This is a genomic window from Flavobacterium turcicum (genome assembly GCF_011365745.1).
GTDB classification, from domain to species: Bacteria; Bacteroidota; Bacteroidia; order Flavobacteriales; family Flavobacteriaceae; genus Flavobacterium; species Flavobacterium turcicum.
The window spans coordinates 483,393-496,985 of record NZ_JAAOBY010000002.1 but is presented as its reverse complement, the minus strand read 5'-3'; the positions used below and the strand labels follow the sequence as shown (position 1 = coordinate 496,985).

12 protein-coding genes are annotated in these 13,593 nt (G+C 34.2%); 1 reads left to right on the top strand and 11 read right to left on the bottom strand.

Annotated features, from left to right (window positions below; genetic code table 11):
- Positions 1–38: 38 nt before the first annotated feature.
- From G9Q29_RS06045 to G9Q29_RS06020, 6 genes are read right to left on the bottom strand one after another with little or no spacing between them, the layout of a single operon-like run.
- Positions 39–1,433, bottom strand: a complete 1,395-nt coding sequence (locus tag G9Q29_RS06045; RefSeq protein ID WP_166134335.1) for a sensor histidine kinase — start codon at positions 1,431–1,433, stop codon at positions 39–41.
- Positions 1,434–1,439: 6 nt separating this feature from the next.
- Complete coding sequence (locus G9Q29_RS06040) at positions 1,440–2,102, bottom strand: response regulator transcription factor (protein WP_166134333.1); 663 nt, start codon at positions 2,100–2,102, stop codon at positions 1,440–1,442.
- 25 nt (positions 2,103–2,127) lie between these two features.
- Positions 2,128–3,504: a DUF3570 domain-containing protein gene (locus tag G9Q29_RS06035; RefSeq protein WP_166134331.1), complete on the bottom strand. Its 1,377-nt coding sequence runs from the start codon at positions 3,502–3,504 to the stop codon at positions 2,128–2,130.
- Positions 3,505–3,542: 38 nt separating this feature from the next.
- Positions 3,543–3,755, bottom strand: coding sequence for a DUF4266 domain-containing protein (locus G9Q29_RS06030; RefSeq protein ID WP_166134330.1), 213 nt, complete (start codon positions 3,753–3,755; stop codon positions 3,543–3,545).
- 11 nt (positions 3,756–3,766) lie between these two features.
- Complete coding sequence (locus G9Q29_RS06025; RefSeq protein ID WP_166134328.1) at positions 3,767–4,753, bottom strand: FAD:protein FMN transferase; 987 nt, start codon at positions 4,751–4,753, stop codon at positions 3,767–3,769.
- Positions 4,750–5,187: a thioredoxin family protein gene (locus tag G9Q29_RS06020; protein ID WP_166134326.1), complete on the bottom strand. Its 438-nt coding sequence runs from the start codon at positions 5,185–5,187 to the stop codon at positions 4,750–4,752. The genes G9Q29_RS06025 and G9Q29_RS06020 overlap by 4 nt, the downstream gene beginning before the upstream one ends.
- Before the next feature lie 161 nt (positions 5,188–5,348).
- On the opposite strand from G9Q29_RS06020, the gene G9Q29_RS06015 reads away from it, so the two are divergent.
- Positions 5,349–7,445, top strand: coding sequence for an LTA synthase family protein (locus G9Q29_RS06015; protein ID WP_166134325.1), 2,097 nt, complete (start codon positions 5,349–5,351; stop codon positions 7,443–7,445).
- A gap of 59 nt (positions 7,446–7,504) precedes the next feature.
- Here the strand turns inward: G9Q29_RS06015 and G9Q29_RS06010 are convergent, their stop codons facing one another.
- The 5 genes from G9Q29_RS06010 to fabG form a co-directional block, all read right to left on the bottom strand.
- Positions 7,505–8,503 carry a zinc dependent phospholipase C family protein gene (locus G9Q29_RS06010; RefSeq protein WP_166134323.1) on the bottom strand — a complete coding sequence of 333 codons (999 nt, stop codon included), beginning with the start codon at positions 8,501–8,503 and terminating at the stop codon, positions 7,505–7,507.
- Positions 8,504–8,650: 147 nt separating this feature from the next.
- The gene (locus G9Q29_RS06005; protein WP_317164729.1) at positions 8,651–9,631 is read right to left on the bottom strand and encodes a YeiH family protein; all 981 of its coding nucleotides are present in this window, start codon (positions 9,629–9,631) and stop codon (positions 8,651–8,653) included.
- 79 nt (positions 9,632–9,710) lie between these two features.
- Positions 9,711–10,601 (bottom strand): LysR family transcriptional regulator, encoded by an 891-nt coding sequence (locus tag G9Q29_RS06000; protein WP_166134321.1) that lies wholly within the window; start codon positions 10,599–10,601, stop codon positions 9,711–9,713.
- Between the two features lie 11 nt (positions 10,602–10,612).
- Positions 10,613–12,640 (bottom strand): hypothetical protein, encoded by a 2,028-nt coding sequence (locus tag G9Q29_RS05995; RefSeq protein ID WP_166134319.1) that lies wholly within the window; start codon positions 12,638–12,640, stop codon positions 10,613–10,615.
- Positions 12,641–12,739: 99 nt separating this feature from the next.
- Entirely contained in the window at positions 12,740–13,486 is a 747-nt protein-coding gene (gene fabG / locus G9Q29_RS05990; RefSeq protein WP_086454968.1) for a 3-oxoacyl-[acyl-carrier-protein] reductase, read from the bottom strand.
- Positions 13,487–13,593 lie beyond the last annotated feature (107 nt).

Below are 13,593 nucleotides of genomic sequence, written 5' to 3'. Positions count from 1 at the left end.
TCAAAAGTAAGGTTTAAAGATAGGTATTTCCTTAAGAACTACTTAAGGTGTGCTTCAAATAATCTTAAAATAATCGTGGTTCCTTTGTTTTCTTGACTGTTAATTGCAATATCAATGTTGAGTAAAGTACACAATCTTTTCACAATAGAAAGTCCTAAACCGGTGCCTTTAATTTCGGGATGACTACTGGATTGAGATCTGTAAAATTGATTAAAAATTTTATCCACATCTTCAGCAGGAATTCCTATCCCAGTATCACTAATTTGGCATTCAATTATAGAGTCAACTTCTTTCAAAACTACTGTCAAGTTTCCGTATTGATTCGAATATTTTAATGCGTTCGATATTAAATTGTTAATTACAATCGAAAATAAATATCCATCAGTTTCTATGTAATGTTCCGCAGCAAAATTGGTGCTAACATTGATTTTCTTGCTTTGAATGATCGATGAAAATCGAGAAATAGTATCTAAAAACAAGGCGTTTAAATATACTTTTTCTGTTTTTAATGTCTGTTTTTGATTTTCAAAACGAGCCAACAATAATAATTGATCTACTAAGTTATTTAAGCGGTTTACTTCGTTGACACAAAAGTTTATTTTCTCGCTATATTCAGCGTGCTCTCTCGGTTTCCTTATTAAAACTTCGAGTGTTCCTTTGATAACTGTTAGTGGAGTTCTGAGTTCATGCGATGCATCAGAAGTGAATTGTTTTTCACGTTCTACAGCGGTTTCAATGCGGTCTAACAAATTATTTATTGTTTGCGATAGAACATACAATTCATCTTTTTGAAAAGGCAATACGATCCGTGACGTCAAATTGTCTTTTGTAATATCGTTTGAAGTAGTAATAATAGAACTAATTGGCTTTATAAATCGACCAGCAATAAAACGAGCCAGAAAAAAAAGGACTAATAAAATTAGAGGATAAGTAATAATCAATACTTTGGAGATATTTTCAAGAACCATCGTAGCATCTTCAAGTGACATAGCAACGATCAAATACCCAATAATTTTAGATTTATTGTAAATGGGAACTTGCATCTGCCTGATGGCGCTATTGGCTAGAACATCGTCAAAAAGTACATTTGAAACATGCTTAGGGTCAAAAGATAAAGTCTTATTTTTAAGATTTGGTGACTTTTCAATTAATTTTCCATCTTGATCAATAAACTGAATAAAAACAGGATTCACATCAAGTGTGTTGTGTTCACGTTCCTTCCATTCTTCTTTGTGAATTAAATGAAATGAATTGCCAACGATTTCGATTTCGGTTAAATGCTTGTCTGCCTCGCTTTTAATATCAGTGTTGACATGATTGTAGACACTAAATTTTACGATTGAATAGATGATACAAAACACCACAAAAATCAGTAAAGCTGTGGTGACAATATAATTGAGAGCAATTCTATTTTTAAATGAAAGTTGTTGCATTTTTATTTAATCATTAGCGATATAGCCTACTCCACGAATAGTTTTTATATTGTCTTGTTCTAATTTTAAATTCAATTTTTTACGAATAGCATTCATAAAAACATCAATAACGCCAGTATCATATTCAAAATGAATGTCCCAAACATCTTCAATAATTTGTGTTCTGGTACAAACTTTACCTTTATTTTTAATTAAGTAAGTCAAAAGCTCAAATTCCCGTTGTGTAAAGGCAACCTCCGCATCGTTTACTAAAACCCTATGCTGCGCTAAGTCAATTGTTATGCTTCCTAAAGTCAGTTTTGTAATCTCACCTTGATTCCTAAAATGGATCTTGATTCGTTCTAATAATTCGTCAAAACTAAAAGGTTTTTTGATATAATCATTGGCTCCTGCTTTCAACCCCTCAATAGTTTCTTGAACCGTATCTTTAGCAGTTAAAAAAATAATGGGTGTAGTATTATTTTTTAACCGAATGGCTTTGCACAACTCTAAACCTGTCATTTTGGGCAACATCCAATCTAATAAAATGAGGTCAAAGTTTTCCTTTTGGATTTTCTCAAATGCAAGACTCCCATCAGCAGCACTGCTCACGGTGTAACCTTCTTCTTCTAATCCTTGTTTCAAAAACTGAATAATCCCAGCCTCATCCTCTACAATTAATAAGTGCATGTTTCTTTTTTTGTAAAATTAAGCTTTATTGCATTATAAATTTAAATGCAACGGTTGCAATATCGGCTGTAAGATTATCACTTCGCTTGTAATGATTGAATCTAAAATCAATATTTTTCAGTCCAAATTTCCAAACTTTAGCCGCTGTAAAAATATCGGTATAATTCACCCCAAAACCATATTGATTGGCATCGAAAGTAGCTAAATCAGCGTCTGAAGTATAAAATTTTTCAGTTGACAAATGGGTTTCGTAAGGCGCATAATATTTAGACTGTGTTTGTGTATAGTACCTGTACATTGGGAATACCGTAAATTTATCCGTCAGTTTTACAGGAACTTCAATACTAGCGGTATGCGATTGTATGTCCCAATTATCTGAATAATAGCGGTAATAGGTTCGCAAAGCAACACGTTCATTTACATAATAATTCAATCGTGCTCCAATTGGAAGTTTAAAACGAGTGTCAGGCAATCGCTCTATATCATCGGCTAATTGATACGCTCCTTTATTGTTTTCATTGGTATAATTTGCAATAAATTGCGGCTGCCCTACATAAAAGTTCGCTTTATCAGCAAAATACATTCTGTGATATGGTGAGGATAAAAGTCCTTGTTGTTGTAAAACGTCAAAGAAAAATGAAACTTGTAATTTTTTTGTCAAAACTTGTGAAAATCCAAATGAAGCCGAAAATGAATTCCTATTAACTGCCGTAACTGGCTTGAAAGCACTTGGTAAATAAGCTGTCGATGCTTGTCCATTTTGATCCCAAATAGTTCTACCATTGAAAATACCTTGACTTAAAAAATTATTTCCATTACCATCAAAATCTGATAATTCTTTTGGATAAATAGGTCTCCATTGATCTAAATAGGCATTCACTTTTACACTAAGCTCTGTGTTTTTTTCATTGAACAAACGTGCTACTCCACCACCTACTCCAACGGAAGTGTAATCATACTCATTAGAAAAAGATACATCTCCGTTCCAAATAAGATCTCGTGAGTCACTACTATGGCTGTAATTAGCTACGATAGATGTAAGCTGATCGCTCTGTGATGCACCTGAAGAGGCTTGCCAAGGCGTGCCATTTGTAGTATCGTACGGATTGATATTACTTGAGGAAGCTGACGAGTAAGCCGAAATACCCAAATCAATAGTTAAAACATCATCATCATTTAATGGCATTGCCACTACAATATTTGAAGCGACATCAGTAAGTTTTTCAGATCCAAGCCCACCTGAAACAGCCGATCTTGAACCATCTTGCGTATAATAACTTGCCAAAAAATCAACTTCGGTAGTTTCTAATACACGTTTTTTAAACACAGGTTCCTTGGCTGTATCTTGTGCAAATGCAGTTGCTGTTCCAATAAGCAAGAGTGCTATAAATTTTATCTTCATTTTAATTGAATTGCTATTAAAGTCAAATATTTGCAAGGTTAATTGCAACCACAACCACCACCCGATTTACCGCCATTGGCTCCAGCTGAAGCTTCACGGTACACTTGAAAAGAAGTTTCATAACGCTCTGCTGTTCTTGCTGATAGCTTCATATCAGGATCGTTAATTTTTTCTTTTTCATATTCCTTTACCGCACTACAAGATTGCAAAACAAACAAACCTACCAGCATTAATCCTAATTTCTTTATCATCGCACTACTATTTAATTGATTGTATTTTTGGTATCTATTCCTTTTGATGAATGCACTTTACCCGTATCATCTACAATGATGCACTCTACTCCTTTTATTTGATTGACTAAATCCAAACCAACGTCTACTCCTAGCACAAAAATTCCTGTAGCTAAGGCATCTGCAATTTCTGTTTGCTTTGCAAATACAGACACACTTACAATTCCCGTGGCAGGATAACCCGTTCTCGGATCAATGATGTGTGAGTATCTTTTGCCATTAAAAACAACAAATTTCTCGTAACTCCCCGAAGTCTCCACCGCGCTATCGGTTAGTGGAAAAGTGGCGAAAATTTTATTTTTATTTACGGGATTTACAATTCCTACTGTCCATGGTTTCCCGTCAGGTTGCTTTCCCCACGCATTTATATCACCTGAAACATTTATGATTCCTGACAAACATCCTTTAGAAAATAATAAACTCTTTATTTTGTCGGCTATGTACCCTTGTCCTATTCCTCCTAAGCCTAACTTCATTCCTTCTAATTTCAGAAAAATGGTCTGCTCTTTAGGATCTAATATGATGTTTTGATAGCCAATTTTCGAAACTGATTGTTTGATTGCTTCTTCGGTAGGCATTACTTTCATCGACCCATCAAACTTCCAGATTTTATCCATCGAAGCATACGAAATATCAAAAGCACCATTGGTTAACTTCGAAATTTTTATAGCTCTTTCGACTAGTTCAAAAACTTCTTTGTCCACTTTAACTGGCTTAATGCCCGCATTTTTATTGACTTGAGAAATTTGAGTGGTGGGAATCCAATCTGAGATTAAATTTTCAATTCGTTTTGATTCGGCTATGGCCAAATCAATGTATACATTTGCGGCAATAGTATCTTTTGCAACAGCAGTCACTTCAAATGGACTCCCTAACATAAACAACTTGCGTTTATGAATGATTTGTGACTGTGCCGAAAGGCTACAAATAACTGCTATCAAAAAGGCTATCTTTTTCATTTTTGTTCGAAAGAATGAATCAATTGAATATATTCTTGTGGACTCACGTTTTTGTAACCACTAATTCCCAATACTGATCCTGCAGGATTTAACAACAGTACCAGCGGAAAATTTCCTGCTTTGTTGTATTGCTCAGCTAACTTTTTATTGCTTTCGGTTAATTCTGCTGGCAATAAATTGGCTTTCTTCTTTGGAAAATCAGCTTTGTAAATCACCCATTTTTTAGCAGATTCACTTTTAAACTCTTCCGATTGCCAGATGGTTTTGTCTAATTTTATACAAGGAGCACACCAATCCGATCCTGAGAAAACTAAAAGTATGTTTTTGTTTTCGGCAGCTGCTTGAGCTTTTGCTTCTGTAAAAGATGTTTTCCAGCTTTGTGAAAAACCTATTGTTCCTATCATGAGGAATAAAAAAATAATGGATTTCTTCATTTGACCTTGAATTAAAATTCTCTGTAAAATTATTCATTTTATTGATTGCTGATTTCCACAACGGCCTTTCTTAAGTTAATATTAATTTGGCGAGCAACATTAAGCAAATCTTAAAATATCAATGGTTTAACTACCGTTACATTTACCTTAAAAAATAGAATATGAAGTTTTTTAAGATAACAGCGCCATTCAATTATTTACTGATGTTGTACCTATCAATCAGTTTAGTAGTTCGGCTGGTACTATATTTTCATCCGATAACACAGTCTTCATTTACTGCTACTGAAACTTTCTCGATTTATATTTTAGGATTTCTATCGGACGTCTTGATTTTTATTTTGATTAGCTCATTCTTGTGGCTTTATTTAATATTCATTTCAAACGCCAAATATCATTCTCCTTACGGGTACATAATTCTAGGACTTTTTTTAGCAGTGCTTTGCTACATAACTTTTGGCAATACTATTCTAAATGAATACGGAAGCGCGTTACCAAAAATTGCAATTGGTTTTCTTTCTATAAAAACGCTCCTTTTTGGACTTTTACTTTTTTTACCGAAGTTCCGAAATACAATTCGATATTGGTTATTCTCTTTTGTTATTTTACTTTATGTTCTGTTGATTTTGCAAAATGCAATCAGTGAATATTTCTTCTGGAATGAATTTGGTGTTCGTTACAATTTTATTGCGGTCAATTATTTAATTTATACTAATGAAGTAATAGGAAATATCATGGAATCTTATCCTGTAATTCCCTTGTTTTCAGCTTTGTTCGCGCTAGCGGGATTAATCACTTATTACATTGTTAAAAAATCAAAAAGCTATATAGAAAACATTCCCACTTTTACACAAAAAATTAAAATATCAGGAATCTATATCCTCCTTTTTGGTCTAGCATTACTTACTTTACCTTATTTATCGACTAAAGAAAACTCTCGAAATGTTTTTACCAATGAATTGCAAGCCAACGGATTGTACAAGTTTTATTTTGCTTTTGTGCATAGCGAATTGGACTATTTTAAATTTTATAAAACAATACCTTCGGATGAAGCTTTTGCCCTACTTCAAGAACAAATTCCATCATTGCAAGGATCAAGTTCAATACATATGATTAATAATGATGGAATTGAGAATAAAAAGAATGTAGTTTTAATCACTATCGAAAGCTTTAGTGCCGATTTTATGCAGATGTATGGCAATACTAAAGGCTTAACGCCCTTTTTGGATACTTTAGCAACTAAAAGTTTAGTATTTACTAACTTGTATGCCACCGGAAATAGAACGGTTCGTGGCCTAGAAGCGGTTACTCTATGCTTACCACCAACAGCGGGCGAAAGTGTTGTAAAAAGAGAGGATAATCAGAATAAATTTTCAACTGGTAGCATTTTCAAGCAAAAGGGATATGCCGTTAAATTTATGTATGGAGGTGATGCTTTTTTTGATAATATGGAGGATTTTTTCGCAGGTAACGGCTATGATATTCTAGACAAAAAGACTTTTACACCCAAAGAAATCACTTTTGCTAACATTTGGGGCGTTTGTGACGAAGATATGTATAACAAAGCAATTAACGTAATGAATCAGGAAGCCAAAACTGGTCAGCCGTTTTTTAACCACATTATGACTGTTAGCAATCACAGACCTTTTACTTACCCAAATGGAAAGATAGATATTCCTGGTGATGCTAAATCACGCGATGGTGGCGTAAAATATACGGATTATGCCTTACGCAAATTTTTTGAAATGGCACAAAAACAGCCTTGGTTTGCTAATACTGTTTTTGTAATTCTAGCGGATCATTGTGCCTCAAGTGCAGGAAAAACTACTTTACCACTTGATAAATACCGCATTCCAGCGATGATTTACAGTCCTGGTTTTATTGCACCAGCTCAATACACTAACCTAATGTCACAAATAGATGTGATGCCTGCGGTACTTGGTCTTCTAAATTTTGATTATCGTAGTAAATTTTATGGACAAGATGTTCTAAAAGCAAACTATAAGCCAAGAGCTTTCGTTGCTACTTATCAAGATCTAGGTTTAATAAAGGATAATGTATTAACGGTAATTTCACCAAAACAAAAAGTAAAACAATTTCAGTTGAGGCTACAAAGTGGTCAAAAAATAAATCCAAATTATCAACTACTTTACGACCAAACACCTCTAAAAAAAGAAAGAACTGATCTTGTAAATCAAACTATTTCTTATTACCAGACAGCTTCTGATATTTTAAAAAATAAAAAAGACAATCTCAATTAATGATATAAAAAAAGCGGGGAAAACATTCGTCTCACCCGCTTTTGATACTTAATATAGTTTTATTCTTTATCACTTGTCAAACCAAAAAGATCTCCTTTTAGATACGTCTTCATGTCTTTTTTTAGCAATTTGCTATTTCTTTTAGTTAATTCCGGAGTATCTAAATTGCTCAAATCAGGTTTACCTGCATTAACCCAAGCTGTGTACCAAAAACTAGCCGTAACGGTGATGGCTTTTCTCATTTGCTTTTCAACCATACCATCCATGTCAGCATGCAATTGTTTAGCGTATTCATCAGAATACATCGTACCTCCATACTTATTTTTTACAATTACACCTGCCGCATCGGTTACAAAAATTTTATTTTGTGGTGTAGCATTTCTTAGTTTTTTATCAATAGCAAGTAATGGTTCCACCAAACTATGCGTATCGTTTATTAAATCCCAAGTAGCTTTTTCTACATTTTCTAAATACACACCTTGTGGAACGTTAAACTTATAATCTTTGGCGAACAACTCTGGTAAGCGGCTTTCCCATAAAGAATGGATTCCTTTTTGATCTGTATTTTGTCCGTCGTGATTGTCTGATGTATGTAATGGCATGTGACCATCTGCAATATAATGACCTAAATCACCCGCAATAAAAAGAATTTCGTTTTTACGCTTATCCTTAAATGCTTTCGTTAATTTTTCCATTAACTCCTGAATGTGCCAAGGTAAAATTCCGTTTTTGGTCAAAAATTTCTCGTCATATTTAGCTTTAGCTTCCTCCATAGTTTTAGGAAACGAAGCAGGATCACCAAAGTTTTCCATATCAAAATAATGGCGAGGTGGCTCCATTTTGTCATTCAAAACATTTCTACGCAAATCAGGAACTGTACTTTCTTGCGTGATAAAATCAATGTGGTTGTAAAAAAATGTTTGTAAAGGTTTTGGCAACGCCATTACAGCAGCTCTGTTGATGCGCTCATGCCCTACAACACCCCATGACATCAGTACTACTGCTGCACAAATTGTAGTAAAAACAATAAGAGTTGGTTTCAGTTTGAAATTTTTCATTTAATTATTTTTTTTAGAAAGGCAAATGTATCTCATTAAATTGGTTTTCAAAAAAAGAACTGCAATTACTAATGCATTATTAAGCTTTACTTAACATCTGTTTTCTATCAAAAATTGAATTTTCGCTTTAATTGTCTTTTTTGAATATCAATTAAAAAAATACATTACCGCCAATAGAGATCCGCTCGCGATAAAAACCCACAATAACAATCCTTGCAATAATGGTTTTGCGCCTACTTTAAAAAGCATTTCTTTGGTAAGACCTGAACCAATTAAAAATAAAGTAATTGTCAAACCTATTTTTGATAGTGAATTAATTTTAACATTTATAAAATCTGGAACAGGAAAATAAGTTTGCATGATAATTACTCCTAAAAAAACGAATATAAAATACGGAATTTTAATTGAACCCGCTTTGTTACTAGTTAATAATGCCGTGACGATTGAAATGGGAATGATCCACAAGGCTCTAGCTAATTTTACACTTGTCGCAATTTGCAATGCTTCTGCGCCGTAATTACTTGCGGCGCCAACAACTGAGCTTGTATCGTGAATGGCAATGGCACTCCATACTCCAAATTCATTTTGAGATAATTTCAAAAGGTGTCCAACAACCGGAAACAAAAACAAAGCAATAGCATTCAAAATAAAAATAACGCCAAGTGCCAAGCCAGTCTGTTTTTCAGTAGACCGAATCACGGGTGCAATGCTCGCAATGGCGCTACCACCACAAATTGCTGTACCACAAGATATTAAATGACTCATTTTGCGATCTGTTTTAAACCATTTTCCTAAAAGCGTTCCTAGCAACAAAGTACTTGCGATAGAAACCACTGTAATTCCAAAACTAGCCGAACCAGCAGTTACAACATGTTTTAACTGCATTCCGAAACCCAAACCAACTACGGATATTTGTAACAACCATTGGATTATTTTTGGAGAGTAAATAGCAATCGGATTTCCGAAAAAATGAGTTACAACTATTCCCAGTAACAAAGCTATTGCCGGACTAATGAGCCCTGTTGCACAAACAAATAAAAAAGTGAAAAAGACAATGCTAGCCACTTTGTTTTGTGCCAACAATTCTTTTACTAAGATTATCGAATTGGATTGTATTTGAGTTTTCACGATTTTGTATTGAAAATTACAATACAAAGGTGCGACGATTGTTTGTGTTATACCAATCGTATCTTGTAATCTATTATAACTATAAGTTATAATAACTCAATATTTTATGTGCCAAAACATCGGCAAGTGAATGTGTTTTTCCTTGTAAAGTAATGATATAAAAAAACCGTTCTATCGCAAAACGATCTAAATCAAGTAAATACAATTCTTCATTTTGCAGTTCCTTTTGAATAGCGTGAATAGATATGAAAGCCACACAGTTTGAATTAATAAGATACGATTTGATGCTCTCCGTGCTTCCCAATTGCATTTCTACTTGCAAATCGGATAGTTTTACACCCAAAGCTTTCAACGCATCATCTATAACTTCAAGTGTTCCAGAACCTTGCTCGCGTAATAAAAAACGCATTTGTTTCAAATCATCAACTCCAATAGTGTCACGCTTGGTTAATGGGTTTTTACTATTGCAAACCAAAACAAGTTCGTCCTTTAAAAACGGAGTATATTTGATTAGTTTATTCTTAGATTTTCCCTCAACAATTCCAATTTCAATTTCTTGTTGAAGCAAGGCTGTTTCCATCTGTTCCGTGTTTCCGTTCCATAAACGAACCTGAACATCTTGTAGTTTTTGATGAAATTGAGCCAAAACGGGCGGAATAATATATTGTGAAACGGTTGTACTCGCTCCTACTCGCAAAACACCCGACTGTGATTGCAGCAATGCGTTCATATCAAAGTCGATTTCACTGTAAATATCAAAAATGTTTTTTACATGTTTCAAAAGGACATTTCCAGCAGCTGTAATGGCAATTCGCGATCCATTGCGTTCAAAAAGTTTGATTTTATGATACTCCTCTAACTCTTGAATGTGCTTCGAAACCGCGGGTTGGGTGATAAACAATTCGGCTGCAGCTTTTGTAAAACTCAAACGTTGTGCTACAGTATAAAAAACTTTGAGTCTAAAATCCATATTTTTTAATATTACAACATACCATTGTATTTGCGAACGAGCCATTCTGTACCAAGTAAAAGTGCAATAATAACCAATAACCACACCCAGTCTAAGAGTGGTGTTTTGACAACTATTTCTTTTTGAGTCGTTTGATAATCCTTATTTTCTAACAAAGTCTGCATAAGCTTGTCAACCTGACTAGGATAAAATAACTGTCCGGAAGTTTGCGTTGCCAATTGCGACAATCTTTCAATATCAGCGTTTACAAATTGTTTTTCGATATCAAAATCAATAATTTCTAGACTGCTGCTGTAGGTCGTATTAGAGTTGAGTTCTTTTACTGTAAACTGATAGGTTCCTGCTTTCAAGCCATCAAGATTTACTTTATAACCGTTTGCCGCATTCAACAAATCATAATTTGTCTGCTGTTTTGTTTTTTTATTTAGCAAGTTAATTGTTAGTCGTGCTTTATCATCGGCCTCATAATTTTTATTAAAATATTGTGCACTAATAACAATTGATTCTCCCGCGTTATAAAACCGTTCATGATCTACGACTAAAGGCTTTTTGGCTGCTTTTGATCCTAAATACTGAATAATTTTATCGATAAAACGATCGTATTTTTCGAACGATTTTTCTTTTATGTGCGATTGTAAACGCCACTTCCAACTATTTTCGCCCAGCAAATAAGCAGTTCGTTGGTTTTCATTTTCAGCAAAAGCCAATAGCGGCGCATTGGTGTTCATTACTCGAATTTTTGACGAAAGTAAAATTTCAAGTCCCGCTTTTGCAGTTATCGTCCCAAATGCATTTTGTAACGGAGGAGACTCATCGAAACCGATATCATCAGTGGCAAATAAATTAAAATCAGTATTCAAAACACTCAAATAATCTTCACTTTGGCCGCTCATTTTAAAGTTCAAATCATTTTGCTGCTGATTCAAAAAGTTGAAATCAGTTGCCATTCCAGTCACTACAAAACTACTAATCTTAGCATTTTTAGCACCTTCAAAAATACTTTTAAAAGCAGCAGTTGGCTGGTAACATACAAGAATATTATAATCGCGTAAGTTGTTTATTTGATTGGGTTTAACTACCGTTACTTTGCGTTGCGCATTAGTTTCAATCGCTCTTTTAAAAGCACCAATATCCGGGTGATCAATAGCCGATACAATAGCTATCGCTGTTTTTTGATCTTGTACTTCAACTGCAAAGTTCTTTACATTATTGTATTTATTTTTCTCAGTTAAATTCGAACTTATTTTAGCTTGATACAACTGCAATCCCACCTTATCTGCAGGTAAAAGCAAATTCAAAGTGGCGGTATTTTTTGAAGCAGAGAAAGAAACACTTTGCTTTACCACGACATTATTCCCTTGCGAAATGGAAAAACTAGCCGTAACATTTTGCTTTCCTGCATATTGTAAAAAGACTTCTACAGGAAACTTATTCTTGTAAAAAGCATACTTATTAGCGTTTAATTGACTAATTTTTAAATCCAAATAGGTTGTTGTATCACCAACAGCTACAGGATATACTTTATTTTGTGGATCGAATTGAAAGACGTAATCACTTCCAGAAGTCTGATTTCCGTCAGTAATCAAAACGGTAGCAAAAGTTTTGTTTTTAAAATTACTCTTCAAGTTTTTAGCAACCACATCAATATTACTTTGGCTTCCTTTAAAATCTACCTGACTAAAAGGCTCCATGGTGTTAGAAAATTGAAAAGATTGTATTTCAAACTTTTCTTGTAATGCTGCATTTTCTTGCAAAGCTTGCATTGTTGCTTTGGCTTGTTTGGTAGCTTCTAAAAAAGAAATAGAGCTAGAATTGTCAACAACAACTGCCAAAGGAGTTTTAAATAGCTCCAAGGTTTTACGCGTGACTATCGGATTTATCAATAGTAACAAAATACCAAAAAGAGATAAAAAACGCAAAAAAGCCAAAAACCAAACCGTTTTAGTTTGATTTTTGGCTCTATAAATATACTGTAAATACGACAATACCCCAGCTAGTATCAAAGATAAAAGTACCAATAGTATTGTGTTTGTTGTCATTTATTCTTTATTAAAAGATTTGAAGAATTTACAGCTTATAATATGTTTTAAAGTTCAAAATTCGGTCAATCTTTGAATTTTAAAACTTTTAATGACATTTTAAGTCAACATTCCGCCACATACATTAAGTACCTGACCGGTTACATAAGCACTCATATCCGATGCAAAGAAAAGACAAGCGTTTGCAACATCTTCTGTAGAACCACCTCTTTTTAAAGGAATTCCATCTCTCCAACCTTTTACAACATCTTCGTTTAACTTTGCAGTCATTTCAGTTTCAATAAATCCAGGTGCAATTACGTTACAACGAATATTTCTAGAACCTAATTCTAAAGCAACTGATTTCGAAAAACCAATTACACCCGCTTTTGAAGCCGCGTAGTTCGTTTGTCCCGCGTTTCCTTTCACCCCAACCACAGAACTCATATTTATAATTGATCCGGCACGTTGCTTTAAAAATGTACGTTGAATGGCTTTTGTCATGTTAAAAACCGATTTCAAGTTCACATCCATAACGTTGTCAAAATCTTCTTCAGACATACGCATCAACAAATTATCTTTTGTAATTCCGGCGTTGTTAATCAATACGTCAACCGTGCCAAAATCAGCCAAAACTGCATCCACAAACGTTTGTGCTTCGTTAAAATTTGCAGCGTTTGATTGGTATCCTTTAGCTTTGATACCCAATGCATTCAATTCGTTCTCCAAAGCCATTGCCGACTCTACTGATGAACTGTATGTAAACGCAACATTAGCGCCATGTTTTGCAAAAACTTCTGCAATTCCTTTTCCAATTCCGCGACTTGCGCCTGTTATAATGGCAACTTTTCCTTCTAGTAATTTCATAATCAAAAATTAGTTATTTTTTATTCGAAGCTATTCCTGCTATTCACTGCAATCTTTTAGGTCCGCTGTCGCATACCCAAAAGGATTTCCGTTGCTATCAGGGCTAA

What these genes read in the sequence shown, in the direction of transcription:
- G9Q29_RS06000 (WP_166134321.1), bottom strand. Translation starts at nt 10,601, where the DNA reads ATGGATTTTAGACTCAAAGTTTTTTATACTGTAGCACAACGTTTGAGT.
- G9Q29_RS06035 (WP_166134331.1), bottom strand. Translation starts at nt 3,504, where the DNA reads ATGAAGATAAAATTTATAGCACTCTTGCTTATTGGAACAGCAACTGCA.
- G9Q29_RS06025 (WP_166134328.1), bottom strand. Translation starts at nt 4,753, where the DNA reads ATGAAAAAGATAGCCTTTTTGATAGCAGTTATTTGTAGCCTTTCGGCA.
- G9Q29_RS06015 (WP_166134325.1), top strand. Translation starts at nt 5,349, where the DNA reads ATGAAGTTTTTTAAGATAACAGCGCCATTCAATTATTTACTGATGTTG.
- G9Q29_RS06010 (WP_166134323.1), bottom strand. Translation starts at nt 8,503, where the DNA reads ATGAAAAATTTCAAACTGAAACCAACTCTTATTGTTTTTACTACAATT.
- G9Q29_RS06030 (WP_166134330.1), bottom strand. Translation starts at nt 3,755, where the DNA reads ATGATAAAGAAATTAGGATTAATGCTGGTAGGTTTGTTTGTTTTGCAA.
- G9Q29_RS05995 (WP_166134319.1), bottom strand. Translation starts at nt 12,640, where the DNA reads ATGACAACAAACACAATACTATTGGTACTTTTATCTTTGATACTAGCT.
- G9Q29_RS06040 (WP_166134333.1), bottom strand. Translation starts at nt 2,102, where the DNA reads ATGCACTTATTAATTGTAGAGGATGAGGCTGGGATTATTCAGTTTTTG.
- fabG (WP_086454968.1), bottom strand. Translation starts at nt 13,486, where the DNA reads ATGAAATTACTAGAAGGAAAAGTTGCCATTATAACAGGCGCAAGTCGC.
- G9Q29_RS06020 (WP_166134326.1), bottom strand. Translation starts at nt 5,187, where the DNA reads ATGAAGAAATCCATTATTTTTTTATTCCTCATGATAGGAACAATAGGT.
- G9Q29_RS06045 (WP_166134335.1), bottom strand. Translation starts at nt 1,433, where the DNA reads ATGCAACAACTTTCATTTAAAAATAGAATTGCTCTCAATTATATTGTC.